The following is a 24,549-nucleotide window of genomic DNA, read 5'->3' as shown; positions in this document are numbered from 1 at the left end:
TTTCTATTGGTTAACTTAATTTGAAACCGACAGTAATGACCTGTCCTTTTCTGCAATACACTAATGTAGGAGATGGACAAGGGGGCGTTTAGATGCCAAGACATTTAGTAATAGGGAACGGTCAACTGCTTATTAATATGGATCAGTTTTTACAAATTCGTGATATTTATTATCCATATGTAGGACAGCAGAATCACGTACAGGGGCACGCAAACCGAATCGGCGTTTGGGTAGATGGTAAATTCTCATGGCTTCACTCATCTGAATGGGAAATTAATCCTGACTATGATCAGGATACGCTCGTGACGTTTAGCACGGCTTATCATCCTCACCTTGGAATTAAACTTGTCTTTGAAGAGGGCGTACACCAGAGAGAAATGTTAATGATTCGTAAAATAACGATTCATAATTTGGAGGATCGGAGCCGTGACGTAAGACTTTTTTTCCACCAGGACTTGAATATCTATGAAACTGAAGTTGGAGATACAGCGTATTACTGTCCTGATACGAAATCCGTTATCCATTATAAGCGATATCGATATTTTCTATTTAATGGGGAACTCGACGGAACGGGAATCAAGCAATATACAACTGGTGTGAAACGATTTCAGGCAGCGGAAGGAACATGGCGTGATGCTGAGGATGGACATTTACACGTAAATCCAATTGCGCAGGGGTCAGTTGATAGTACATTTTCTCTTGAAACAAAATTAGAAGCTAATAATAAGAAAACAGCGTATTACTGGATGACTGTAGGGAGAACAAAAGAGGAAGTTACCAACATTCATGAATACGTAAGTGAGATAGGAACACTTTTAACTGTTGAAAAGATCAGAATGTACTGGAATCGTTGGGTAAACAAATCTGTTCTACCGGATTCAGATTTGGAACCTGAGCTCCTTTCGTTATATAAGCGCAGTTTGTTAATAGTGCGTACACAAACGAATCAGAACGGGACAATTATAGCAGCCAATGACTCAGATATCTTACATTATAATCGGGATCATTATAGCTATATGTGGCCAAGAGATGGCGCCCTAATTGCTTCAGCCATGTCAAAGGCAGGTTACCACGGTATGGTTTCCAATTTCTATCGTTGTTGTGCAGAACTTCTCTCGAAGGAGGGGTATTTGCATCATAAATACAATCCTGATGGATCTGTAGGATCAAGTTGGCATCCTTATATTGATCGTTCCCAACATTCACAGCTTCCCATCCAAGAAGATGAAACAGGTCTTGTGTTATGGGCATTCTGGGAGCATTACAAATCTACAGGGGATATCGAATTTGCCCAATCTCTATATAAATTTCTTGTAAGACCAGCAGCGAAGTTTTTACTTGAGTTTATGGATGAGAATCTGAATTTACCCCTACCTTCCTATGATCTCTGGGAAGAACGCTTTGGAATCTTTAGTTTCACGTCTGCAGCTTGTTATGGTGGATTAATGGCAGCACATTCTTTTGCCAGGCTGTTTGGAGAAGACGATCGAGCAGATAGTTATTATGAGGGCGCGGAGCGTATCAAGACTGGGATTGAAACGCATCTTTACGATAGTGATTGTGCTTGCTTTATTAGAGGACTTTATACAAATAACGAAACAGGAGAAGTTACGAAGGATTATACAATAGAGAGCAGTGTTTTTGGACTGTTTGCTTTTGGGGTTCTCCCTGCTGATGATCCTCGAATTGTTCGAACAATGAAAGAGGTTGAAAAGCGATTGTCAGTCAAAACGAGTATAGGGGGAGTTGCTCGGTATGTAAGCGATTATTATTTTCAGCAATCCCAAAATGTTGACGAAGTTCCAGGGAATCCGTGGGTGATTTGCACGCTCTGGATTGCTAAATGGAAAATTGCTCGGGCACAAACGATTGAACAGTTGTGTGAAGCAAAAACGCATATCAATTGGGTATTTAAACAGGCGCTCTCAAGTGGTATACTACCAGAGCAAGTTCATCCATATACAGGTAAGCCGCTTTCTGTAGCACCACTTACCTGGTCGCATGCAACCTATGTTGATGTGGTTAAGGATTATCTTGAGAAATATGAAGAGTTATCAACAAAAACAACTTGATTGAATAAGATTTGTTTGTTATCATAATGAAGTATGTTGTTAAATGAACAGTTTGATAGGATTTGGAGGGATATTCATGCGCGTACAAATTACATTGGCTTGCACTGAAACAGGCGATCGTAACTACATCACGACGAAGAACAAACGTACTAACCCTGATCGTCTTGAACTTAAAAAATACAGCCCAAGACTTAAAAAGCATACGTTACACCGCGAAACAAAGTAAGCAGTAGGATATCCTACTGCTTTTTTATTTGCTCAAGATCCCTTAAACTAGAAGTAAAGATAAGTAGGAGGAATGATTGTGCAATCAAAACATGAGTGGCGTACGAATATGAAAGCGCGATTAAATGAAATCACAGCGCATGATAAAGAAACTCTAGATAAAGAAATAGTGGAACGACTGTTTACATATGAACCTTACCTTAAGGCAGAGACAATTGGACTAACAATTGCAATGAAGAGCGAAGTCGATACTAAGAAAATTATTGAAGCTGCTTGGGCTGATGGGAAGAAGGTAGCTGTACCAAAGTGTAATCCGAAATCTAAGCAAATGACGTTTTATTACTTAACGGGTTGGGATCAACTTGAAACGGTATATTTCGGCTTAAAGGAACCTAAGCCTGAAGAGACAGTCATTTGTCATAGTCATGAGATAGATCTCCTAGTTGTCCCTGGCCTTATTTTTGATCATAAAGGATATAGAATTGGATTTGGCGGAGGGTTTTATGACCGATTCTTGCAGAAGTATCCAAACGAAACAGTCTCTCTTGCTTATGAATTTCAATTAGTGGATTCGGTTCCAGTCGAATCTTTTGATTTACCTGTACAATCTATTATTACTAATGAACAACTTTTAGACGTCGAATGATACTCCTATACTTCTTATTAAGTGGGATAACAGGTTTTATAGGATTTAAAGTTACTGCACTTACAAAAGGTGGAGCGATCGCTGCTACAATAGTTGGGACTGCGATCGCTTATGGTTTTGAATGGAGAGGACTTCTTCTTCTGGGAATTTTCTTTCTATCTTCGACTATATGGAGTAAATACAAAGCCAGGAAGAAAGAAGCGATAGGAGATATTGTAGAAAAAGGATCTGCAAGAGATCAATACCAGGTGATAGCGAATGGGGGTGCTGCCGCATTTGCGGGTATTATGATGGCGTTCTTTCCATCTAATTGGTGGCTGGTCTTTTTTCTATCGGTCCTTGCAGCTTCTAATTCCGATACTTGGGCTTCTGAGCTTGGCGTTCTTTCTAAACGACCACCATTTCACATTAAGAAAAGACAGTTTGTGCCTCCTGGAACATCTGGAGCAGTTAGCTTGTTTGGCTTAATCGCATCTTTTCTTGGAGCACTGTTGATTGGTAGTGTAGGTTCTCTAGTGTTTGATGTTTCGTTGGCAATTTTGTTATGCGTAACTCTGGGTGGGTTCATTGGGTGTCTGTTTGATACGCTAATTGGTGCGTCGTTACAAGAAGAGTTCCGTTGCCAAATATGCGGGATAAAGACTGAACGTCATGAACATTGTCAAGCCGCTACACTCAGAATAAAAGGATTCTCAGGTTTAAATAACGATGTTGTTAATTTCATTTCATCCATTATCGGTGGACTTTCGGGAGGTGTCTGGTTTCTATGAAGATTAATGGTCTATTGCTTGCTGGTGGAGAATCGAGAAGATTTGGTTCACCTAAAGCTTTCGCAGCACTTAACGGGTTACCCTTTTATCGTATTGTTTTGAATAAACTTCTTCCGATTGTAAGTGAAACTGCTATCGTTTCAAAGATAGATTTTATTAATAGATTTAATATTGATGAGGACGACCGTGTGACTTTACTATCAGATAATGATTCATTTGTAGGTATGGGTCCTCTAGCAGGCATTTATTCTGCTATGGAAAAAACAGATGGCGATTATTATGTCACAGTAGCATGTGATATGCCATTTCTAACAGAACGTCTTTTATCCATGCTAATTGATGAACTGATACTTCATCCGGATGCAATGGCTGTTGTTCCTGTGGAGAATGGGAAAGTTCAGCCACTTTGCGCAATCTACAATGCCTCTTGTGAGAATGTAATTAAAAATCATTTGCAAGCTGGAAAAAAGAGAATGATTGATTTGCTTAATGAAATTAAGGTGCATTATGTTCCTGTTAGTGCATTTAATCAACCTCATTTTATGAATGTGAATACATCTGAAGAATATGAAATGATCCAGAAGGAGATAGACTAGATGGGAGACTTTAAACGATACTCACGCCAGATGCTTTTCTCACCTATTGAAGAAGAAGGACAGTACCAATTTAGTCAATCAAGCGCTTTAATTGTTGGGATGGGAGCACTTGGAACGGCAATTGCTAATCATCTTGTCCGAGCAGGGTTTGGTTTTGTCAGAATTGTTGATCGTGATTACGTTGAGCAAAGCAATTTGCAAAGGCAAATGCTCTTTGATGAAGAAGATGTAGCAGCTTCGTTACCGAAAACCGTTGCAGCAAAGAAAAAGCTTGAAAAGATGAATTCATCCATTACGATTGATGCGATAACAGCAGACGTAAACGCAAGCAACATCATTGAACTCCTCGATGGAATTGATTTTGTTATGGACGGGACCGATAATTTCTCGACCCGCTTTCTTCTAAATGACGCTTGTTTTAAGGAAAAAATCCCATTTGTATACGGTGGTGCTGTAAGTTCAAGGGGTATGACAGCGCTGTTTGTCCCTGAAGAAACACCTTGTCTTCGTTGTTTTATACAGAGTGGAGAAGGGACATCAGGTGAAACGTGTGACACGATTGGTGTAATTTCACCTATTGTTGATATTATTGCATCTTATCAGGTAACGGAAATGATGAAATATGTTTCTGGTGCTCATGATAAACTTCATCGCAGCTTACTAACGATGGATATTTGGAATAATCATCGTTATGCTATGAAGTTCTCAACTCCAAAAGAAGATTGCCCAACCTGCCAAAAGCATGAATTCCCAGCATTAAAGACGGGAAATAGACAAGAAATAACATCATTGTGTGGCAGAGAAACGATCCAAATTCATCTTGAATCTCAGTTTGATTTACAGGAATGGGCTACAAAGCTCGAGAAAACAACAACTATTAAGAAAACCCCTTTTCTCCTTAGGGCTGAGTTAGAAGAAGGAGAGAGACTTGTGCTATTTCCGGATGGTCGGGTTCTCATTCAGGGGACAGAGGAAAGTGGAAGAGCAAAAGCCTTGTACGCAAGGTATATAGGAATGTAGAAATGAGGCTGGGACATAAGTAAATAACCATGAGAAAGACCCGAACAATTCATTTGAATCAGATCGGGTCTTTCGTAATTTACAGATAGGAAACAACCGCTTCGCCAACATACTTCGCTTTCCGCGGGCACGGCCTCAGTCTCCTCAGAAAGCAAAAAACGCTTTCCTGCGGGGTCTTCGGACTCGTGCTGTTCCCGTAGGAGTCTACGTATGTTGGCTACGCTAAGGTCTTACTCTTAACATTCAAAATTCGCGATTTCCTTCATGTATTTTAGTTTTGTCCCAGCCTCATTTTCTGTAAATGAATAGATCTTGACATAGATACAGTTCGGTTATAAAATAACAATGTTACTTAAACGCGCAAAAGCATAAAAGTACAAAAGTGATGATTTAGAGGAGTAACTTCTAATAGAGGGCAGTAGCAGAGACCTGATGGATGGTGTAAATCAGGGCATCTAGAAGTGAATTTACATCTATTGAACTTTGTCGGGTGCCTTACGTTATAGAGGATTTAAGGTGGACAGTAAATACTGTCAAAAAGGGTGGTACCGCGAATTCGTTCGTCCCTTCAATTAATGAAGGGCTTTTTTTAATGGAGAAGTAAAGAGAAAGAAACACTATAGATAGGACAACATAGATTGAGGGAGAGAAAGCAATTGAAGAAATTATCATTTTCTATGGCGCTAACAGTGATCGCGCTTCTGATGAGCTGGATGTTATTCAGTATAATCATATTAAAAGTGGAGCCACATATGCCATTGCTTGCTGGTATTGTAGGAATGGGCTTACTCGGCTTACTACTTGGAATGAAGTGGGAAAGAATTGAAAAAGGACTTCTTGAAAGTATAACGACTGGGCTAAAGCCAATATTAATACTGTTTATTGTAGGTATGATGATTTCAGTCTGGATGCAAAGCGGAACTGTTCCAACATTATTATATGGCGGTCTTCAGTTTATTCAACCAGAGTGGTTTTTAATTAGTGCACTTATTGTTACGATTATCGTATCTAGTTTTACAGGCAGTTCCTTCACGACAATAGGTACGATCGGAATAGCTATGATGGGAATTGGGTCAGCGATGGGAGTTAATCCTGCACTTGCAGCAGGAGCTGTCATATCTGGAGCATGTTTTGGTGACAAAATGTCCCCTCTTTCAGATACCACGAATTTTGCTCCAGCGGTAGCAAAAGTAGATCTGTTCACCCATATTCGTCATATGATGAGAACAACGATTCCAGCTATTATAGTGACGGTTATCTTCTTCTTCATGATGAGCAAGAACTTGTCAACTTCGGTTAATCCGGAGGACATGCAGAATGCGATTAAGGTTTTAAGGAGTGAGTTTAACTTATCGATCTGGACGTTAATTCCTCCTTTAATTGTACTTGTACTTGCTGTGCGTCGGGTACCTGTACTGCTTACCTTATTTGCTGGACTCTTAGCTGGAATTGTTGTGGCCGTATTAACTCAAAGTGTGTACTCTGCCACAAGTATTCTTTCTACCATGCAAAATGGTTTTGTAAGTGAGACATCCAGTGACCTTGTTAATGGCATTATTAACAGAGGCGGGCTTCAATCTATGATGTGGAGCGTTTCCCTTATTGTTCTAGCTCTTGCATTAGGTGGCGTTCTTCAAGTTATGGGGATCATTCAATCGCTAATGAGTGGACTAACTAAACTTCTTAGTAGAAGAGGACATTTAATTTCTGCAACAGCCGGCTCTTCCATTGGTGTCAACCTGTTAACTGGGGAGCAGTATTTATCTATTCTTCTTCCAGGTCAAACGTTTGGACCTTTTTATGATAAAGCAGGTGTAGATCGTAAGTACTTATCTCGTACGCTTGAAGATGCTGGAACATTAGTGAATCCACTGATACCATGGGGAGTTTCAGGAGCGTTTTTTGCTGAAACTCTAGGAGTATCAGTACTGAGCTATCTTCCTTTTGCAATATTTCTATGGTTGTCCCCTCTATTTACAATCATTCTAGGATATTGGAATGATTTCAAGATGCGTAAAGCCTCACTATAAAAAATGGATAAAAAAGAACCCTCCTGTAAACAGTAGAACTAAAGTACTTTTTCAGGAGGTTTCTTATGAGAATATCGAAACTCATTGTGATATTATCTTTGCTCGTAGTGATCTACGAATACCGTTATCGCATTCTTAATGGGGTGCTGGGTATAGCCGTTATAAGACGCTTTGTTGTTGGGAACACGTTAAAGGTACCTGGCGTAAGAAAAAAGCTTTTCACATCCTTTTTATCTTGAACCTCTCTATCGTGGAGAGGTTTTTTCTTTTATAAACCAGATGTAAGGGTTAGAATAATATGGTAAACAAAAGGTCGATTGGTTTATGGAGGTGGGACGATACATGAAGTGGACGCATATTTATTTTGATTTAGATAATACGCTTTATGATCACGAACTTGCATTTCAAAGAACCATTAAGCATTGTGCGAAGCAAATGCTTAATAGAAAAGATTCTGACATTACACCAACTCAGTGGTTTAAAGTATTTAAAACGTATTGTGATCAATTCTGGGAGAATTACGAGAAAGGAAAGTGGTCAAGGAATACCTATCAAATTCAACGGTATTGTAAAGCGAACGAAGCATTTGATTTACCATGTTCAGAAGAGGAAGCTCTCGCATTCCAGAAAGAATATCAATCGAAGGTGGCGTCTTTCGCAGAACTTTATTCTGATACTTCTCTTCTGTTATCTCGTCTTCAGCTTAGAAACATTCATTTAGGTATCATTACAAATGGTCGAAAGCAAACTCAAATGGCAAAAATAAAAACGCTCCGCATGTTACAGTGGTTCCCAAGAGAAAATATATTTATCTCAGAGGAAGTCGGCCTAGCTAAGCCTGAACTTGATTTCTTTAACTATGTGATGAAAGAGAAGGGGCGTTATCTATATATTGGTGACACATGGGAGCATGACATAGAGCCAGCCATAGAAGCTGGCTTCGATGCCATTTATTTTAATTCACGAAATGAACAAATTGAACAGTCCATTAAACACGTTCCTGAAGTTTCTACATACCAACAATTGTTGCATCTTTTAAGTGTTTAAAGTGTCTTCTTTCTTTTAGGATCTTCTCTATAGGTTTTGTTAGCTTCCTTTGTTGATTTCTCGATTTTTGACTTATTCGATTGAAACCTTAGTTTCACTCGCCTGAGCAAATGAATTTGCTCTAAGCGATTGGTCATCACAGGGCGTAAATTAGCTAAAAATCAACACCACTCATTAACATAGCCTTTCTATAAGAATGTTGTTCTTGATAGAGCTGGATCTCATTGAAACGACATCAGTGCCGAGGAAATCAATAACTACTCTTATAGCCATTAGTTACGAAAGGAGCCTTCTTTTATAATCCTATCTATCTAATATAGGCTCATTGAGATATTGAATGAGTTCGATATTTTTTCCGGTCTTACTTTGGAATAAAACCAGGAGGTATGGAGATTGTTTATGAAGTAAGATAATAGGAATTGTGCTGCCTATAGGTGATTCAGTTCGTCCTCCTGTTGTCTCAACCCCTAAAAAATAATTTTTGTATAGCCCTTCCCAGATTCCTCCGATTACGTCTGTTGTCTGATTCAAAGATAAGCCAGGTAGAGGTTTATCTTGATAGAGGTAAAGCGACGTTAAAGGAATGATGTAGTAGTCCTCAGGATGAATTTTATATTCTGTTATCATGGCTTTGAAAACCAATTGGGATTGTTGAAGCATCGCATGGTCAAGAATGTATTCCCATTCTTTTTCTTCTTCATTCGTTGCTTTTTTAAATGATTCAAGTGGTGTCATTGGTGAGTCGATAACATAGAGTTGATCATAACTCATTTCCTGTGCACTTCTAATGATGTCGTTAGGGTAATGAATTTCACCATAATGATAGCTTATTGCTTCATAATGTCCGCTATCTTCGCTAGTGAATTTCTCTTTTTGTTGAATTGTTGCCGTGTTTTCTTTCCAGATTGACATCGTATCAATTAAGCGACCTTCCTCATATAGAAACGATAAATCCTGGCGAAGGTAGGCTACTTCACTAAGAGTGGATTCTGACTTCCAATTCAAGGTGTATTCATCTTCATCTTCCTGCGTTAGAATAGATAGAGAAGTACTTGCTGATACAAATGAGACGTCTGGATCGGGAGGGAAATACGTGAATGACTCTCGAACAGGATTGTTATTTGTGTTAACAAGGATGAGAGCAAAAACTCCAATCATTCCTAACATTATCGTGTATTGTACTTTTTTGATCATCCCTAACCTCCAAATCAATAAGCTTGTCATCATATTTATGATGGTTTAAGCCGATTTATGAAGAAGGATTATTAAAGAACGAGATTATGGCTAAAGAGAGGATGAATGCAATGAATGACTATTTTTATGCAGAAGAGCTTCTAAACACAACTAGGGATTTAGTTCGTATTCCAAGTCCTTCTGGCTTTACTGATGAAGTAATTAGTTGGGTAGAAGGTAGAATGCAGGAACTTAACGTCCCAACCTATCGAAATAATAAGGGGGGACTTATTGCTACGATTGAAGGTGCTGATTCTTCTAAGCATCGCATGTTAACTGCGCATGTGGATACTCTCGGTGCTATGGTTAAAGAAATTAAAAGTGACGGTCGTCTACGCCTTTCTCTAATAGGAGGGTTTCGCTTTAACGCTATTGAAGGAGAGTACTGTGAAATCATTACATCGACTGGGAAACGTTATACAGGAACAATTCTTTTGCATCAGACGTCTGTTCACGTGTACAAAAATAATGGCGATGTAAAACGCGATGAGAAGAATATGGAAGTTCGCCTAGATGAACGTGTATTCTCGGTAAAAGATGTTGAAGATCTTGGTATTCGCGTTGGTGATTTCACTGCATTTGACCCACGAGTACAACTAACAGAGAGCGGATTTATTAAATCCCGACACCTAGATGACAAAGCAAGTGTTGCACTATTGCTTGCGAATATTAAAAAGCTAAAAGAAGAGAATATCACTCTTCCATATACAACCCATTTTTTAATCTCAAACAATGAAGAAATCGGTTACGGCGGAAATTCTAATATTCCGGATGAGACAGTTGAATACATAGCGGTTGATATGGGAGCACTTGGTGACGGTCAATCTTCAGACGAGTATACAGTGTCCATTTGTGCAAAGGATTCAAGCGGTCCATATCACTACCGTTTGCGTAAGCATCTTGTTAGTCTCGCTGAGGAGTTTAATATCGCATATAAGTTGGATATTTATCCTTACTATGGTTCAGATGCTTCTGCTGCGATTCGAGCTGGCGCAGATGTGCGTCATGCTCTCATTGGGCCAGGAATTGATGCATCACACGCATACGAACGCACACATCAAGATTCAATGTTGCATACAGCTAACTTAATTTATAAATATCTTCAATCATCAATGATTGATTGAATTTGGAAGCCAGTCTCATCTGTGAGGCTGGCTTTTTTGTGCCCAATTATTCAGCAGGTATGCAATGGTAAAGAATGGTGAATGATGGATATGAGGAGGGGGACCTATGTCTGATAAAAAAATAATTCATCCAGTTAGTCAGTCTTTTGAGAAAAATATAGATTTCCTACATAAAGAGCTCGGGGTAGAAAAAAGCTTTGATGTTATTCAGCTTGATCTTGAGTATGCAGGAAGAAAAATGGCCATGTTTTTAATAGATGGATTTGTTAAAGATGACATTCTCCATTATTTGATGAAGCTTCTATCTAGACTTGAACCGGATCAACTTGAACCAGATCCTCTTGAGAAATTAATGAAAGTTCATATCCCATATGTGGAAATTGACAGACAGAAGGACCTTGATGTTGTCATGGACTTAGTGCTTGCAGGACCTACAGCACTAGTGGTAGAGGGTATGAGCGAAATTATTATGATTGACGCAAGAACGTATCCTGTTCGTGGTCCACAAGAACCAGATTTGGAACGAGTGACGAGAGGGGCACGGGATGGCTTTGTTGAAACGATTATATTTAATACATCACTTACGAGAAGAAGAGTAAGAGATAAGACACTACGTATGGAGTACATGCAGGTTGGCAGAAGATCAAAGACGGATATTTGTATCAGTTATATTGAAGATATAGCTGATCCGGAAATTGTTAAGAAAATTAAAGATTCCGTTAGTAAGATTGATACGGATGGGTTACCAATGGGTGAAAAAACGATAGAGGAGTTTATTTGTGGACGGCCACTAAATCCTTATCCACTCGTTAGGTACACAGAGCGACCAGATACTGCAGCTATTCATCTTTATGAAGGACACGTTTTAATATATGTAGACGGTTCACCGAGTGTATTAATAACGCCTACAACCTTCTGGCATCACCTTCAGCACGCTGAGGAATATAGACAAAAACCTTTGGTGGGAGCGTATATGAGACTAGTAAGGTTTATTGCAGTGTGGATTGGTATCTTCATACTGCCTCTCTGGTACTTATTTGCTACAAATCCAAGGTTACTTGGTTCGAACATGCAGTTTATAGGGGTCGATGAGAGTGGTACTCTCCCACTATTTGTGCAGTTTCTTTTGATTGAATTAGGACTTGATATTTTGCGGATGGCTACGATACATACACCATCCGCCTTAGCTACAGCACTTGGTCTTGTTTCAGCTATTCTAATTGGCCAAGTTGCTGTAGAAGTTGGATTGTTCATAAATGAGGTTATCTTGTATCTTGCACTTGCTGCAATGGGTACATTTGCAACTCCTTCTTATGAGTTAAGTCTTGCGAATCGACTATTTCGACTTGCATTATTACTCTTAACGGCAGTATTTGGAGTATCTGGCTTTGTTGTTGGATTTACACTATGGATGTTCCTTTTGATTAGAACAAAGTCGTTTCATATACCATATTTATGGCCGTTTATTCCATTCTCTTATCGAGCATTTAGAGACGTTATTTTCCGCTCACCAATGCCGATTAAAAACAGAAGACCAACAGTTCTTCATCCGAAAGATCCAGACCGTTAAATACAGAATGCATTCTCCTAATAGAGGAGAATGCATTCTATTTGTGCTTAATCATTTTTTTTACAGTAAGGGATTGCTATAATAAGTGTGGTGAGGAAAATGAAAACATTATTTGATGTGCAACAGCTTTTAAAACGATTTGGCATGATTGTCTATACTGGGAATAGGTTAGGCGATCTTGAATTAATGGAAGAAGAGCTACAAGAGATTTATGAAATGAAAATGGTTGAACAAGATGATTATCTTGTCGCTAAAATGATTCTTCGAAATGAAATCAGCAGGGAGAGAGACAAACATGAATCAAACAATTGAAACAATGCTCGCCCATCGCTCAATTAGGGCTTTTAAAGATGAGCAGTTGACTGATGAACAAATCTTTACGCTTGTAAAAGCAGCTCAATCTGCATCAACGTCGAGCTACATTCAAGCGTATTCAATTATAGGAGTTAAAAATCAAGAAAAAAAGAAGAAGCTAGCAAAACTAGCAGGTGAACAAAGTTACGTTGAGAAAAATGGTCATTTCTTTATTTTCTGTGCAGATTATTATCGTCATCATGCAGCAGCAGAAATGCATGGGACATCTGTTACAGAAACAACTCAAACAACAGAGAAGTTTATGGTTGGATTAATTGATGCTTCACTAGCAGCTCAAAATGCAAGCGTTGCGGCCGAATCGATGGGTCTTGGAATCTGTTATATTGGAGGAATTCGGAATGCACTTGAAGAGGTTAGTGAACTTTTAAACCTACCGAATTATGTAGTCCCGTTATTTGGACTATGTGTTGGCTATCCAGATCAAGAGCCAGATGTAAAACCGCGTTTACCGCTTGATAACATCTATCATGTTGATGAATATGAGCAGGATAACGAAGCATTTAAAGATAGTTTAAGAGAATACGATCGAACCATTTCAGCTTACTACGAAGCGAGAACCGGTGGACAACGAAAAGCGGGATGGTCTTCACTTATGGCCAATAAATTAAGCACTCCGGTTCGAACTTATATGAAGAAGTTTCTCGAGAACAAAGGTTTTCCATTGAAGTAGTGTTAATTCTGTTAAAAAGGGTGGATGAAGATGAAAGATGAGAAGTGGTTGATTGGTGTTGATTTAGGTGGGACGACAATTAAACTTGCCTTCCTGAATTATTATGGTGAAATTCAGCACAAATGGGAAATACCTACAGATAAATCGGAAGAAGGTCGTCATATTACAATGCATATTGCACGCGCCATTGACGATAAAGTAGAAGAAATTGGTGCAAAGAAAGAGCACTTTGCTGGAATTGGAATGGGAGCACCAGGGTTTATTGAAATGGAAACAGGTTTTATTTACCATGCAGTTAATATTGGGTGGAGGAATTTTCCATTAAAAGACAAGTTGGAGCTAGAAACTGGACTTCCTGTGATCATTGATAACGATGCCAATATAGCTGCACTCGGTGAAATGTGGCGCGGTGCAGGTGATGGGGCAAGGGATTTACTCTGTGTTACGCTAGGTACTGGCGTTGGTGGGGGAATTATTACCAATGGTACAATCATTCATGGTACAAATGGGATGGCTGGAGAAATTGGTCACATCACATCGATTGCTGACGGAGGAGCACCGTGTAACTGTGGTAAAACGGGTTGTCTTGAAACAATAGCTTCTGCAACAGGTATTGTTCGCATTGCAATGGAGGATCTTGAGTCCCATCAAGAAAGTAAGCTTTATGATACATACCAGGAAAATCATGAATTAACTTCTCGCGACATTTTTGAAGCTTCAGAATTACAAGATCATTATGCGATCACTGTGGTGCAAAATGTGACATTCCACCTCGGTCTTGCAATAGCAAACTTAGCCAATTCGTTGAATCCATCAAAAATTGTAATTGGTGGAGGCGTATCTAAAGCAGGGGAATCTTTGCTAACTCCATTAAGTAAGCAATTTGAGAAATACGCACTCCCACGTGTGAAAGAAGGTTCCGATTTTGCGATTGCTACTCTTGGCAATGATGCTGGCGTAATTGGGGGCGCATGGCTTGTGAAAACAAAATTAATCAATTAGTCCCGATACACCTGTTTGAGCCTATAACAGCAAGGCTGAAGAAGCGGTCAATCGATTTTGACTGCTTTTTTTGTGTGAATAAAAGAAACAAACGAAACTTTTTACAGGGCTCATTCGTTATTAATAATGGACAAGGAATACAGAATCAGAATCTAGATGGAAAGAAATAATAAAAATAAGGACTAAAGTTAGTTGATTAAATTTCTAAAACATACTATCATTGCGATTATGTATGGTCGAAGAAACACATGGTAGCTTTTCCTTATATCCAACTAAGGAGGTACTTTAAAAAATATGAAAAAGCTACAAAACAAGTATTCATTCTTTTTCATCGTAGCCTTTATGCTATGGTTAAAAACGTATCTAGTGTATGAATTCGCATTTAACATTGAACCTGAAAATAAAATGGAAGGGTTTATCCTATTCCTCAATCCGATTAGTTCTGTTTTGTTATTCCTCGGTTTTGCACTATTTGCCTCACCAAAATATCGCAACAGAGTCTTACTAGTTATCAATTTTATTGGTTCGTTTATCCTTTTTGCTAACGTCGTATATTATCGAGAATTTACAGATTTCATTACAATACCACTGTTGTTCCAAACAAATAACATGGGTGAACTTGGTAACAGTATTGCAGAGCTTGTAAGCGGTTTTGACTTCTTATTGTTCCTTGACGTGGTGATTCTATCTGTATACTTATTCGTACGTAAAACAAAAGTATACGCAGTGAAAAAGAAAGAAATTGCAATTGTGTTTGCCAGTGCAATCGCCCTTTTTGCAATTAACGTTGGACTTGCTGAAACAGAACGTCCACAACTTCTAACGCGTACATTTGATCGTGAAATGTTAATTAAGTACATTGGCACATATAATTACCATGTTTACGATGCTGTCCTTCAGTCCAAAGCGAAAGCACAGCGAGCATTTGCTGATGGAAGTGAAATAGTTGATATTGAGAACTATGTGAAAGCAAACCACGTTGAGCCAAATCCTAAAATGTTTGGCAAAGCGGAAGGAAAGAACATCATTCTCGTTTCATTAGAATCTACACAAAGTTTTGTGGTGAATGAAGAAATAGATGGGAAAGAAATCACACCTTTCCTAAATGATTTAATTGATGAAAGTTATTATTTCCCTAACTTTTATCATCAAACAGCACAAGGCAAAACATCTGATTCAGAGTTTATTCTTGAGAACTCTCTTTATGGACTTCCAAGTGGAGCCGTATTCTTTACACATTCCGGGAATGAATACAATGCTTCTCCAGAGATCTACAGTGAACACGGATATTACAACGCTGTATTCCATGCAAACAATAAAAGCTTTTGGAATCGTGATGTGATGTATGATTCACTTAAGTACGATAAGTTTTATGATATTAATGATTTTACGGTAACACCTGATAATTCAATTGGTTGGGGATTAAAAGATGAGTATTTCTTTGAGCAATCAATTAAATACCTTGAAACGTTACCTGAACCATATTATGCAAAGTACATTACGCTAACAAATCATTTTCCTTTCTCACTTGAAGCAGAGGATGAATATATTCCTGAATGGACATCTGAAGATGGTACTGTCAATCGCTTCTTTACAACGGTTAGATATCAGGATGAAGCAGTGAAGAAATTCTTTGAGCGCATGAAAGAAGAAGGTCTTTACGAGGATTCTATCTTTGTTTTGTATGGAGACCATTATGGTATTTCTCAGAACCATAATAAAGCAATGGGAGAATTTCTAGGAAAAGAAATTACACCGTTTGAAACGACTGAGCTTCAGAAAGTACCGTTGGTTATTCATATACCTGGCCAAGAAGGGAAAGTAATGGAGCAAGTTTCAGGACAAATTGATCTAAAACCAACAATCATGCATCTTCTTGGGATTGATACAAAAGATATGATTAAATTCGGTAATGATCTATTTGCGGAGGAACAGGATAATTTTACAATCCTTCGAGATGGAAGTTTTATTACCAAAGACAATTTGTATACAAATAACGTCTGCTATGACAAAGAAACAGGAGAGGAAACGGATAAAGCTGCCTGTGAACCATACATGGAAAAAGCGAAAACCGATTTAGCCTATTCTGACAAAATTGTTTATGGCGATTTACTCCGCTTCTTAGGGAAACATGATGATCAATCACCTAAGACAGAAGATAACTAAACTATCTAGATTAACCATACCTTTCTAAGGTATGGTTTTTCTTTTGTATCAACGCATACACTCCCATACAGGTCTCATATCATAGTATGAAGGCAATAAATGCGGGGGGATATGGAATGCAAATAAGAGTGAAAAGTGGGGACAATCTATGGAAATACAGCCGTGTATTTCAAATACCACTACGTCTTATATTAGATAGTAATAACCTCGATAATCCGAATCAGCTCATGATTGGAGAAATGATTCAGATACCTGGATATGTGACGAAAGGCTATACAATTAAGAAGGGCGATACCTTATGGAAGATTGCTGGTTGGTATCAGGCGCCGCTTGATGGTGTGCTTTTGATTAATGATTCCAATCCGTTTGCTTTAATGCCGGGTGAAAAAGTAAATATCCCTATTCGTGTTTCATGGTCTCTCGTAAATCCAATCCAAAATTATGACTATAATACACTAGTTAGAGATATACGTAAGCTACTTGCCGTATACCCTTTTATGAAACAAGGATTAATAGGTGAATCGGTTATGGGAAAACCCTTACCTGAATTAGTGTTAGGAAAGGGAAAGAAGAAAGTACACATGAATGCTTCCTTTCATGCCAATGAATGGCTTACTTCAGCACTGCTGATGAAATTTATAAATGATTATGCTCGCGAACTAACAAACAGTCAAATGTTAAGTGGCGTCTCCCTTCCAGCACTTTATGAGTCCACATCATTGTCTCTTGTACCAATGGTCAATCCAGATGGAGTTAACATTGTAATTAATGGATTACCAGAAGAAGAACCTTATCGTTCATTGGTAGACGATATCAATAAAGGAAGTGATCAATTTAATCGTTGGAAAGCAAACGTTCGAGGGGTAGATTTGAATAATCAATATCCTGCTAAATGGGAAGTAGAGGCAGAGCGTAAGCCTACTAAGCCATCTCCAAGAAATTACCCGGGAAAAGCTCCATTAACTGAACCAGAAGCAATCGCTATCGCAGATTTGTCTAAACGGAAGAAGTTTGATCGCGCTCTCGCTTTTCATTCACAGGGGGAAGTAATTTATTGGGGATATGAGGGATTAGAACCTCCTGAGTCAGAAAGACTTGTTACGGAATATTCGCGTCTAAGTGGATACACCGGAGTACGCTATGTAGATAGTTATGCGGGTTATAAAGATTGGTTTATTAAAGAATTTAGAAAGCCCGGTTTTACGGTAGAAATTGGGAAAGGTGAAAGTCCTCTTCCCCTTTCACAATTTAACAAAATATATCAGGATACGATTGGGATTTTTCTTTCTTCTTTATACATGTAAGAGCATGGCTTGTATTTTAGGCTATTTTTTGTAATAATAAAATTAATTTCATAATGTTTAAGACTAGGGGTGCCTTCATATTGGGGAGGCTGAGAAAAGGAAACCGTTATTTCCTTTACCCTTGAACCTGATCTGGTTTATACCAGCGTAGGGAAGTCGGTAGCGTATACTACCCCCATTCCACACGTGGAATGGGGTTTTTTTAGTTTTAAACTTATTATTATCTCCTGAGGAGGGTACGTATGAAAGATTTTCAATTATATGTTATTACAGGTGAAGAATTTCATCCAACACGGGATGTAGTAGAGGTGATGGAAGAAGCAATTCAGGGTGGAGCAGATATTATTCAGTTACGTGATAAGAAGAATTCAAAGCGAATTGTACTAGACAAAGCAAGAAGACTCAGAGAATTAACAAGAGAATATGATATTTCTTTTATTGTGAATGATCATATTGATATTGCGCTTGCAGTTGATGCAGATGGCATACATCTTGGTCAGGATGACATGCCGCTAAATATTGCAAGAGAAATTGTAGGTAAGGATAAAATTATTGGCATTTCTACTCATCGTATTGAAGAAGCTCGAGACGCTGAACGAGGTGGCGCTGATTATATAGGGGCTGGGCCAATATTCTCTACTAAAAGTAAGAGCGATGTGGTCGATCCCGTTACAACATCTTATCTTAAAGAAGTTGTTTCAGAAATCAGCATTCCATTTGTTGCAATAGGTGGAATTAAACTGCATAACGTAGATGAAGTGGTGAATGCTGGAGCGAATCGCATCTGTGTTATTAGTGAAGTAGTCGGCAGTGCTGACGTAAAAGGAACGTGTGAATCGTTTACTCATAAAATTAGAAAAAGGGTGAAGCGGTCATGAAGCTATTAATAAATGGGGAAACGTATCATCTTGATGTGTTGACATTAAAAGATGTTGTAATGTATTTCGGACTGCAAGAAGGGTTAGTTGTGACGGAAATAGATGGGACGATCATAGATCGATCTAAATGGATGGATATAAAAGTCGAGGATGGTATGAAAATTGAGCTAGTTCATTTTGTTGGAGGAGGGTGAATTACATGGGTGATAAGCTAACGATTGCTGGTATACAGTTATCATCACGTCTTTTTCTAGGAACAGGAAGGTATCCAAACCCATATGTTCAGAATAAGGCAATAGAAGCGTCTGAAGCAGAAGTTCTTACATTTGCAATTAGAAGAGTGAATTTAAATGAACCTGGTGAAGATGCTATTCTTCAGCATATTGAGGGGAAATCATTTCGTTATTTACCTAATACCTCTGGTGCAACAACGGCGGAGGAAGCGATTCGGATTGCACGCTTAGCAAAAGCATCTGGATTAAGTGATTGGATTAAAATCGAGATTAGTGATAATGAGAAAACGCTCATGCCAGATCCCATTGAAACATTAAAGGCAACAGAGGTTCTTGCTGAGGAAGGATTTATCGTTCTTCCGTATACGTCAGATGATCCAGGACTTTGCTATAGACTACAGGAGGCCGGAGCGGCGGCAGTGATGCCAGGAGGATCACCAATTGGGACAGGACTCGGAATCTTAAATCCCTATAACATTGAGGTGATTACAGAGCAGCTTAAGGTTCCTGTCATAGTAGATGCAGGACTAGGTAGTGCTTCAGATGTGACGAAAGCGATGGAGCTCGGGGCAGAAGGTGTACTTCTTAATACCGCAATTGCAAAAGCAAGAAATCCAGCAAAGATGGCTGAAGCTGTTAAGCATGCTATTCATGCGGGAAGATTATCTTATTTAGCTGGCAGGATACCAAAGAAAAAATATGCAACCGCAAGCAGTCCAATTCTTTAGAATTGCAAGAGGGAGGCTTATATGGCGAGGATAACGATCGTAGGTGGAGGGGTTATTGGACTATCAATTGCATACGAGTGCCAGAAAAGAGGGCATGACATGACCGTTGTTGAAGCTGGGCAATGTGGTGGACAGGCTTCAGGAGCCGCTGCTGGTTTGCTCGCTCCCTATTCTGAGATTGAAGAAGATCCCGATGACTTTTTTCGAATGTGTCAACGAAGTCTACAGTTATTTCCTGCATGGCAGAGTGAAATTAAACTAGCTGCACAGATGGACTTTGAATATAACGAAAGTGGAAGTCTTTATTGTATTTTTCATGAAGCTGATCGACTATCTCTTGAAACAAAGAAAGCATGGCAGGGGAAATTTGGAGTAGAGTCATATATTCTGAGTGGTGACGATGTTAGACAAAAAGAACCGGAGTTATCTAAAGAAATTCTAGCTGGTCTATGGTGTCCAGAGGAATCACATATCTATGCACCTGATTACGTATCAGCTCTATTACAAGCTTGTCGAAATAAAGGTGTACGAGTAATTGAACATGCGGGAGCAGCAATGCTTAGAAAGAATAACCTGGTCGTGACAGATCAGCATGAGATAGAAGCTGACTTTACAGTTATCGCAACGGGAGCCTGGGCAATGGACTGGGAGGAGACTCTTGGTTGTTCCTTGCCGGTATACCCGATTAGAGGGCAAATTTGTGCTTATGAGGGTCCTTCGCTTCAGCACATTATTTTTACAAGCCAGGGGTATTTCGTTTCAAAAGAAAACGGGTCATTAGTGGCAGGCGCTTCTGAAGATATTGCGGGATTTAATACAGATGTAACAGCACATGGAATTGGGCGTCTTGAGAAATGGAGTAAGAAAGTAGTTCCAAAACTGATTACAGAATCACCATTTCATACATGGGCCGGATTGAGACCTGCGACACAGGATGGGTTCCCGCTGATAGGGAAATTGCAATGTCATCCAGAGATTATTCTCGCGACAGGACACTACCGAAATGGTGTTTTGCTTAGTCCTGTTACAGCAAAGATTGTTGCGGATGAAATTGAAGAAAAGGCGCAGGAATTAGCAATAGATGATTTTCGACCAGAACGTTTTCAGCTTACATAATAGGGAGAGGATGGAAATGAGAAAAACCTTGACGATAGCAGGTTCAGATAGTGGTGGAGGCGCTGGAATTCAGGCTGACTTAAAAACATTTCAAGAGCGAGATGTGTTTGGTACAAGCGTTATTACAGCTATAACAGCACAAAATACGCTTGGCGTCCACAATGTATATCCTCAAACAGTAGAGGCAGTTCGTTCACAACTTAATGCAGTGCTTTCAGATATGGGGACAGATTCAGTGAAAACAGGAATGCTTTTCTCAAGTGAACTGATTCATACTGTGGCAGAGAAAATAAGAGAGTATCAAGTGCCTAATTTGGTAATTGATCCTGTTATGATTGCAAAAGGAGGTGCGTCTCTTCTTCGAAAAGAAGCCATTATTGCTCTAAAGGAAGAGCTACTCCCACTAGGGAAAGTGATTACCCCTAACCTTCCTGAGGCGTCTGAGCTATTAAATGGTCAGCAAATTAAGTCAGTTGACGATATGGAACAAGCAGCTAAAGCGTTACATCGAAGTGGAGCGGAAGCTGTTTTAATAAAAGGCGGTCATATGGAAGGTTCTACTTCTATTGATGTGTTGTATATCCATGATCAATTTTATCATTACGAATCTAATCGAATTAATACGAACCATACACATGGTACTGGCTGTACGTATTCAGCATGTATCGCAGCAGAACTTGCAAAAGGTAAAACAGTGCCAGAAGCTGTTTCAATTGCAAAGGATTTCATCACACTGGCAATTAAACACTCTCTGCCGATTGGCAAAGGAATAGGACCTACAAACCACGCTGCCTATCGCCATTTTGCGGCTACAACAATTGAACCATAACCCTGCAATCATCATTGCAGGGTTTTTATATGTCTGTTTCTAAATGGCTCTTTTCTAAAAGATTGTTGCTTTTGAAACAATTATTGTAAAACGAAACTCATCTGATTGGAGCGGAGATCAACCACTACTCTTATAACAGAAGCAACAATGTCCACGAAAAGAGCCTTTTAAATAGAATTCTTAAAACCCTTTAGAATGGTGTATAGAATCGTAATATGATATAAACGATAAGAGAAACCTATATTATAGAAAGGTTGTCCGATGAAAACAATAATTGAAGCAAGAAATGTAAAAAATGAACGAGTGGATGATGTTGATTTCGAATTGATGGAGTCAACGCTAACCACGATCATTGGTCCATCAGGTTCTGGTAAGAGCAGTTTATTAATGTTGCTAAACAGACTGGAAGACCCTGATCAGGGAGACATTTATATCAAGAATAAGAAAATCGACCAATACCCAATTAGTGAGTTAAGGCGCGATATCGGTATGGTGTTTCAACAAGCCCATTTATTTGAAGGAACTGTAGAAGATAATTTGAAATTTGGTCCTCGCCTTAAAAAGCAATGGAGTGACAAACTTGGATCTGAACTACTTGAGAAAGTGCAGCTACCTGTCGATATTTTAACGAAAGATGTTAGTCACTTGTCGGGTGGAGAACAACAAAGAGTGGCATTTGCTAGAACACTCGCGAATGATCCTGAAGTGCTATTGCTTGATGAAGTGACAAGCGCTTTGGATATGCGGACAGTCGAGTGGATGGAAAAGTTGTTACATAGGCTCGTTGATGAAGAGGGGAAGACCATTCTTATGATTACACATGACTTGAAACAGGCGGAACGGTTGGGGAACTATACCTTGTTTATGAATGAAGGACGTTTGGAAGAACAGGGTGAAACCAGTGAATTATTTCGTCATCCAAAATCCAATGCTCTAAAGAAATTTCTTGAGGCTTAGCTCATGACAAATATTTCGAACCTTTCGCTGTTAACGATGATACTTTTTGTTATGATACCCGTATCCCTTTCTTATCTTTATTCACTTGGGATTGGTAAATCCGCCATTTGGTCGTCGCTGCGTGGTGTAGTACAACTGTTCTTTATTGGCTATATTCTGACATTCTTGTTTTCTATACCTGATTGGCAGGGAATAGGATTATGGGTAGCTGTTATGTTAGTAATTGCTTCACTTCAGGCTAGTAGGAGAGGAAAAGGCATTCCATATGCATTTCTTTTATCATTAAGCTCATTAATTTTAATCGAAGTTTTTGTTCTTTCGCTATGGCTAGTATTTGATATTATTCCATTTCGTTCTGAACAGGTCATTCCGATGAGTGGGATGATTATAGGAAATAGCATGGTAGCAGCAGGACTAGCTTTTGAACGGATGAAAAATGAGTTTCAAAGCAATCAAGGCAGGGTTCTGGCTGCGCTGTCTCTTGGAGCTAATGCTTCTCAAGCGTCACAAATGATTATAAGAAAGACGATTCGTGCAGCAATGATTCCAAATGTAGATAGACTGAAGACGATAGGACTTGTTCAACTCCCTGGCATGATGACTGGTTTAATCCTTGGAGGAGCTTCGCCAATTCAAGCAATCCGATATCAAATTGTCATATCAATTAGTGTCTTTTCAACAGTATCTATATGTGCGATGATTATTTCACTTGTAACTTATCGCTTTTTCTTTAATCAGAATATGCAGTTACAAACGATTGAAGGAGGTAATGATTAATGGCTATTGTAGACGTTACAGTAATTCCGATTGGCACTGAAAGCCCGAGTGTTAGTAAGTATGTAGCAGATGTGCAGAAAATACTTGATTCTTACACTGATCGAATTTCGTATCGATTAACACCAATGAGTACTCTCATTGAAGGAGATTTACAAGATCTTCTAGAGGTAGTACAAGCTATCCACGAAGCACCTTTTCAAGCTGGAATTGAGCGTGTTGCAACGAACATCCGAATTGACGATCGACGTGATAAGAAAGTCAAGATGGATGATAAACTTGATTCTGTAAAAAAGCATTTAACATAAAAAAACAGCCATAATGGCTGTTTTTTTAGTGGCCTCCGCCGCCACCAGATCCAAAAAGAATATCGATCATTGTAGCAACAGTAAAAGCGCCAAAGACTAGAACCGTTAGTCCTGCAAAGGCAAGGCCCATAAAGTTTTTTTCACGGAAAGAGCGGAATACGCCCCACACGCAAAAAATCGTAACGATTGCAAAAATAATGGCTAAACCCATTCGGAATACCTCCCTATCCATGCACTCTTAATCAGTATACCCGGAAATATGCTATGGCATGGTTAAATCTGAAATTTTTCTAACTTGAAGGGTATGTACTATAAGTCCTTTCTTATTTTAACCGTTTTCTTTTCGTTTGTCGAGGTGTTATTCAACCACAAATGTAAGTTCAAGTCCGTATGCTCTCGCAATTCCCTCAACTAATTCAATGTAACTTTGATCAATATAGAAAATTCCATGATCTTGTGCGATTAAATGTTCTTCAAACTGAAGCTTAGCCATTTTTATTTCCTCTTCTTCTCCGTGCTTTATGATAAAACCAGATATCAAATGATTGTAGAGGTAATAGTGATTATTCTGAGATACGAAACCATAATCTGTGAAAATGTCAGTAGGTTTTGCAACTTTGGAAAGTTGCAGAAGTGTAAAAAAATCTTCATACACGTCTTTGGAGATATAGTAATCTTTAAGAGCATGTGCTTCTTGCTTATTAGATATAATAGCAAGTTGTTTATCGCGATCAATCACTGTTGCAAGTTCAGTTGTTTTTTTAACAAGTTGAGCTGTAAATCCAGGTAACTTCCCTTTAGGTGGTTTCATTTCAACTCCGTAAACGGTGTTCATTGTGAACATCTCCTTTTGTACAGCCTTTTGTATAGTGTAGA

At 38.9% G+C, this 24,549-nt stretch carries 27 protein-coding genes, 1 riboswitch and 1 other annotated feature; of the genes, 24 read left to right on the top strand and 3 right to left on the bottom strand.

The window, feature by feature from the left end; translation table 11 throughout:
• The first annotated feature begins 92 nt into the window (after positions 1–92).
• The 9 genes from JI666_RS05955 to JI666_RS05915 all read left to right on the top strand — a co-directional run bounded on the left by JI666_RS05955 (position 93) and on the right by JI666_RS05915 (position 8,406).
• Positions 93–2,072 (top strand): glycoside hydrolase family 15 protein, encoded by a 1,980-nt coding sequence (locus JI666_RS05955; RefSeq protein WP_206889823.1) that lies wholly within the window; start codon positions 93–95, stop codon positions 2,070–2,072.
• A 76-nt stretch (positions 2,073–2,148) separates the two neighbouring features.
• Positions 2,149–2,298 (top strand): 50S ribosomal protein L33, encoded by a 150-nt coding sequence (gene rpmG / locus JI666_RS05950; RefSeq protein ID WP_136947542.1) that lies wholly within the window; start codon positions 2,149–2,151, stop codon positions 2,296–2,298.
• Between the two features lie 78 nt (positions 2,299–2,376).
• The gene (locus JI666_RS05945; RefSeq protein ID WP_206889821.1) at positions 2,377–2,943 is read left to right on the top strand and encodes a 5-formyltetrahydrofolate cyclo-ligase; all 567 of its coding nucleotides are present in this window, start codon (positions 2,377–2,379) and stop codon (positions 2,941–2,943) included.
• A complete protein-coding gene (locus tag JI666_RS05940) occupies positions 2,940–3,713 on the top strand; it encodes a DUF92 domain-containing protein (RefSeq protein WP_206889819.1) in 774 nt (257 codons plus the stop codon). The genes JI666_RS05945 and JI666_RS05940 overlap by 4 nt, the downstream gene beginning before the upstream one ends.
• A complete protein-coding gene (gene mobA / locus JI666_RS05935; protein ID WP_206889817.1) occupies positions 3,710–4,309 on the top strand; it encodes a molybdenum cofactor guanylyltransferase in 600 nt (199 codons plus the stop codon). Before JI666_RS05940 ends, mobA begins: the two co-directional genes overlap by 4 nt.
• Positions 4,310–5,329, top strand: coding sequence for a ThiF family adenylyltransferase (locus JI666_RS05930; protein WP_206889816.1), 1,020 nt, complete (start codon positions 4,310–4,312; stop codon positions 5,327–5,329).
• Between the two features lie 376 nt (positions 5,330–5,705).
• Positions 5,706–5,900 (top strand) — a binding site (T-box leader).
• A gap of 85 nt (positions 5,901–5,985) precedes the next feature.
• Positions 5,986–7,359, top strand: coding sequence for a Na+/H+ antiporter NhaC (nhaC, locus tag JI666_RS05925; protein ID WP_286170614.1), 1,374 nt, complete (start codon positions 5,986–5,988; stop codon positions 7,357–7,359).
• Positions 7,360–7,424: 65 nt separating this feature from the next.
• On the top strand, positions 7,425–7,598 hold the full coding sequence (yqgO, locus tag JI666_RS05920) for a protein YqgO (RefSeq protein WP_206889815.1): 174 nt from the start codon (positions 7,425–7,427) through the stop codon (positions 7,596–7,598).
• A 103-nt stretch (positions 7,599–7,701) separates the two neighbouring features.
• Complete coding sequence (locus JI666_RS05915; protein ID WP_206889814.1) at positions 7,702–8,406, top strand: HAD family hydrolase; 705 nt, start codon at positions 7,702–7,704, stop codon at positions 8,404–8,406.
• 303 nt (positions 8,407–8,709) lie between these two features.
• On the opposite strand, the gene JI666_RS05910 is transcribed toward JI666_RS05915, so the two are convergent.
• The gene (locus JI666_RS05910; protein ID WP_206889813.1) at positions 8,710–9,600 is read right to left on the bottom strand and encodes a hypothetical protein; all 891 of its coding nucleotides are present in this window, start codon (positions 9,598–9,600) and stop codon (positions 8,710–8,712) included.
• A gap of 110 nt (positions 9,601–9,710) precedes the next feature.
• Here JI666_RS05910 and JI666_RS05905 point away from each other — a divergent pair, with 110 nt between their 5' ends.
• The 15 genes from JI666_RS05905 to JI666_RS05835 all read left to right on the top strand — a co-directional run bounded on the left by JI666_RS05905 (position 9,711) and on the right by JI666_RS05835 (position 23,673).
• Positions 9,711–10,763 (top strand): M42 family metallopeptidase, encoded by a 1,053-nt coding sequence (locus tag JI666_RS05905; RefSeq protein WP_206889812.1) that lies wholly within the window; start codon positions 9,711–9,713, stop codon positions 10,761–10,763.
• A gap of 106 nt (positions 10,764–10,869) precedes the next feature.
• Positions 10,870–12,333 carry a spore germination protein gene (locus JI666_RS05900; RefSeq protein ID WP_206889811.1) on the top strand — a complete coding sequence of 488 codons (1,464 nt, stop codon included), beginning with the start codon at positions 10,870–10,872 and terminating at the stop codon, positions 12,331–12,333.
• Positions 12,334–12,432: 99 nt separating this feature from the next.
• The gene (locus tag JI666_RS05895; RefSeq protein ID WP_206889809.1) at positions 12,433–12,645 is read left to right on the top strand and encodes a YqgQ family protein; all 213 of its coding nucleotides are present in this window, start codon (positions 12,433–12,435) and stop codon (positions 12,643–12,645) included.
• Positions 12,629–13,378, top strand: coding sequence for an oxygen-insensitive NADPH nitroreductase (gene nfsA, locus JI666_RS05890; RefSeq protein WP_206889808.1), 750 nt, complete (start codon positions 12,629–12,631; stop codon positions 13,376–13,378). Before JI666_RS05895 ends, nfsA begins: the two co-directional genes overlap by 17 nt.
• Before the next feature lie 24 nt (positions 13,379–13,402).
• On the top strand, positions 13,403–14,380 hold the full coding sequence (locus tag JI666_RS05885; RefSeq protein ID WP_206889807.1) for an ROK family glucokinase: 978 nt from the start codon (positions 13,403–13,405) through the stop codon (positions 14,378–14,380).
• A 294-nt stretch (positions 14,381–14,674) separates the two neighbouring features.
• Complete coding sequence (locus tag JI666_RS05880) at positions 14,675–16,546, top strand: LTA synthase family protein (RefSeq protein ID WP_206889806.1); 1,872 nt, start codon at positions 14,675–14,677, stop codon at positions 16,544–16,546.
• A 116-nt stretch (positions 16,547–16,662) separates the two neighbouring features.
• Positions 16,663–17,850 carry a M14 family zinc carboxypeptidase gene (locus JI666_RS05875; RefSeq protein WP_206889805.1) on the top strand — a complete coding sequence of 396 codons (1,188 nt, stop codon included), beginning with the start codon at positions 16,663–16,665 and terminating at the stop codon, positions 17,848–17,850.
• Between the two features lie 55 nt (positions 17,851–17,905).
• A riboswitch (TPP riboswitch) is annotated at positions 17,906–18,021 on the top strand.
• 71 nt (positions 18,022–18,092) lie between these two features.
• Positions 18,093–18,728: a thiamine phosphate synthase gene (gene thiE, locus JI666_RS05870; RefSeq protein ID WP_206889804.1), complete on the top strand. Its 636-nt coding sequence runs from the start codon at positions 18,093–18,095 to the stop codon at positions 18,726–18,728.
• Positions 18,725–18,922: a sulfur carrier protein ThiS gene (gene thiS, locus JI666_RS05865; RefSeq protein ID WP_206889803.1), complete on the top strand. Its 198-nt coding sequence runs from the start codon at positions 18,725–18,727 to the stop codon at positions 18,920–18,922. Before thiE ends, thiS begins: the two co-directional genes overlap by 4 nt.
• 5 nt (positions 18,923–18,927) lie before the next feature.
• The gene (locus JI666_RS05860) at positions 18,928–19,689 is read left to right on the top strand and encodes a thiazole synthase (protein ID WP_206889801.1); all 762 of its coding nucleotides are present in this window, start codon (positions 18,928–18,930) and stop codon (positions 19,687–19,689) included.
• 21 nt (positions 19,690–19,710) lie between these two features.
• Positions 19,711–20,805: a glycine oxidase ThiO gene (gene thiO / locus JI666_RS05855; protein WP_206889799.1), complete on the top strand. Its 1,095-nt coding sequence runs from the start codon at positions 19,711–19,713 to the stop codon at positions 20,803–20,805.
• Positions 20,806–20,815: 10 nt separating this feature from the next.
• Positions 20,816–21,634, top strand: coding sequence for a bifunctional hydroxymethylpyrimidine kinase/phosphomethylpyrimidine kinase (thiD, locus tag JI666_RS05850; RefSeq protein ID WP_206889798.1), 819 nt, complete (start codon positions 20,816–20,818; stop codon positions 21,632–21,634).
• Between the two features lie 261 nt (positions 21,635–21,895).
• Positions 21,896–22,591 carry an ABC transporter ATP-binding protein gene (locus JI666_RS05845; RefSeq protein ID WP_206889797.1) on the top strand — a complete coding sequence of 232 codons (696 nt, stop codon included), beginning with the start codon at positions 21,896–21,898 and terminating at the stop codon, positions 22,589–22,591.
• A 3-nt stretch (positions 22,592–22,594) separates the two neighbouring features.
• Entirely contained in the window at positions 22,595–23,368 is a 774-nt protein-coding gene (locus JI666_RS05840; RefSeq protein ID WP_206889796.1) for an ABC transporter permease, read from the top strand.
• Entirely contained in the window at positions 23,368–23,673 is a 306-nt protein-coding gene (locus tag JI666_RS05835) for an MTH1187 family thiamine-binding protein (RefSeq protein WP_206889795.1), read from the top strand. Before JI666_RS05840 ends, JI666_RS05835 begins: the two co-directional genes overlap by 1 nt.
• Positions 23,674–23,698: 25 nt before the next feature.
• On the opposite strand, the gene JI666_RS05830 is transcribed toward JI666_RS05835, so the two are convergent.
• Positions 23,699–23,884: a DUF2759 domain-containing protein gene (locus tag JI666_RS05830; RefSeq protein ID WP_206889792.1), complete on the bottom strand. Its 186-nt coding sequence runs from the start codon at positions 23,882–23,884 to the stop codon at positions 23,699–23,701.
• 147 nt (positions 23,885–24,031) lie between these two features.
• On the bottom strand, positions 24,032–24,508 hold the full coding sequence (locus JI666_RS05825; RefSeq protein ID WP_206889790.1) for a hypothetical protein: 477 nt from the start codon (positions 24,506–24,508) through the stop codon (positions 24,032–24,034).
• Between the last annotated feature and the right edge of the window lie 41 nt (positions 24,509–24,549).

Origin of the sequence: Bacillus sp. NTK071, assembly GCF_017303315.1 — a bacterium.
In the GTDB taxonomy this organism is placed as follows: Bacteria; Bacillota; Bacilli; order Bacillales; family Guptibacillaceae; genus Guptibacillus.
The sequence above is the reverse complement of the archived record's forward strand: the minus strand, read 5'-3'. Positions and strand labels throughout refer to the sequence as shown.

Coding starts and splice junctions, on each gene's coding strand:
- JI666_RS05955 (WP_206889823.1), top strand. CDS start 93: ATGCCAAGACATTTAGTAATAGGGAACGGTCAACTGCTTATTAATATG.
- rpmG (WP_136947542.1), top strand. CDS start 2,149: ATGCGCGTACAAATTACATTGGCTTGCACTGAAACAGGCGATCGTAAC.
- JI666_RS05940 (WP_206889819.1), top strand. CDS start 2,940: ATGATACTCCTATACTTCTTATTAAGTGGGATAACAGGTTTTATAGGA.
- mobA (WP_206889817.1), top strand. CDS start 3,710: ATGAAGATTAATGGTCTATTGCTTGCTGGTGGAGAATCGAGAAGATTT.
- JI666_RS05930 (WP_206889816.1), top strand. CDS start 4,310: ATGGGAGACTTTAAACGATACTCACGCCAGATGCTTTTCTCACCTATT.
- yqgO (WP_206889815.1), top strand. CDS start 7,425: ATGAGAATATCGAAACTCATTGTGATATTATCTTTGCTCGTAGTGATC.
- JI666_RS05915 (WP_206889814.1), top strand. CDS start 7,702: ATGAAGTGGACGCATATTTATTTTGATTTAGATAATACGCTTTATGAT.
- JI666_RS05910 (WP_206889813.1), bottom strand. CDS start 9,600: ATGATCAAAAAAGTACAATACACGATAATGTTAGGAATGATTGGAGTT.
- JI666_RS05905 (WP_206889812.1), top strand. CDS start 9,711: ATGAATGACTATTTTTATGCAGAAGAGCTTCTAAACACAACTAGGGAT.
- JI666_RS05900 (WP_206889811.1), top strand. CDS start 10,870: ATGTCTGATAAAAAAATAATTCATCCAGTTAGTCAGTCTTTTGAGAAA.
- JI666_RS05895 (WP_206889809.1), top strand. CDS start 12,433: ATGAAAACATTATTTGATGTGCAACAGCTTTTAAAACGATTTGGCATG.
- nfsA (WP_206889808.1), top strand. CDS start 12,629: ATGAATCAAACAATTGAAACAATGCTCGCCCATCGCTCAATTAGGGCT.
- JI666_RS05885 (WP_206889807.1), top strand. CDS start 13,403: ATGAAGATGAAAGATGAGAAGTGGTTGATTGGTGTTGATTTAGGTGGG.
- JI666_RS05880 (WP_206889806.1), top strand. CDS start 14,675: ATGAAAAAGCTACAAAACAAGTATTCATTCTTTTTCATCGTAGCCTTT.
- JI666_RS05875 (WP_206889805.1), top strand. CDS start 16,663: ATGCAAATAAGAGTGAAAAGTGGGGACAATCTATGGAAATACAGCCGT.
- thiE (WP_206889804.1), top strand. CDS start 18,093: ATGAAAGATTTTCAATTATATGTTATTACAGGTGAAGAATTTCATCCA.
- thiS (WP_206889803.1), top strand. CDS start 18,725: ATGAAGCTATTAATAAATGGGGAAACGTATCATCTTGATGTGTTGACA.
- JI666_RS05860 (WP_206889801.1), top strand. CDS start 18,928: ATGGGTGATAAGCTAACGATTGCTGGTATACAGTTATCATCACGTCTT.
- thiO (WP_206889799.1), top strand. CDS start 19,711: ATGGCGAGGATAACGATCGTAGGTGGAGGGGTTATTGGACTATCAATT.
- thiD (WP_206889798.1), top strand. CDS start 20,816: ATGGAAATGAGAAAAACCTTGACGATAGCAGGTTCAGATAGTGGTGGA.
- JI666_RS05845 (WP_206889797.1), top strand. CDS start 21,896: ATGAAAACAATAATTGAAGCAAGAAATGTAAAAAATGAACGAGTGGAT.
- JI666_RS05840 (WP_206889796.1), top strand. CDS start 22,595: ATGACAAATATTTCGAACCTTTCGCTGTTAACGATGATACTTTTTGTT.
- JI666_RS05835 (WP_206889795.1), top strand. CDS start 23,368: ATGGCTATTGTAGACGTTACAGTAATTCCGATTGGCACTGAAAGCCCG.
- JI666_RS05830 (WP_206889792.1), bottom strand. CDS start 23,884: ATGGGTTTAGCCATTATTTTTGCAATCGTTACGATTTTTTGCGTGTGG.
- JI666_RS05825 (WP_206889790.1), bottom strand. CDS start 24,508: ATGAACACCGTTTACGGAGTTGAAATGAAACCACCTAAAGGGAAGTTA.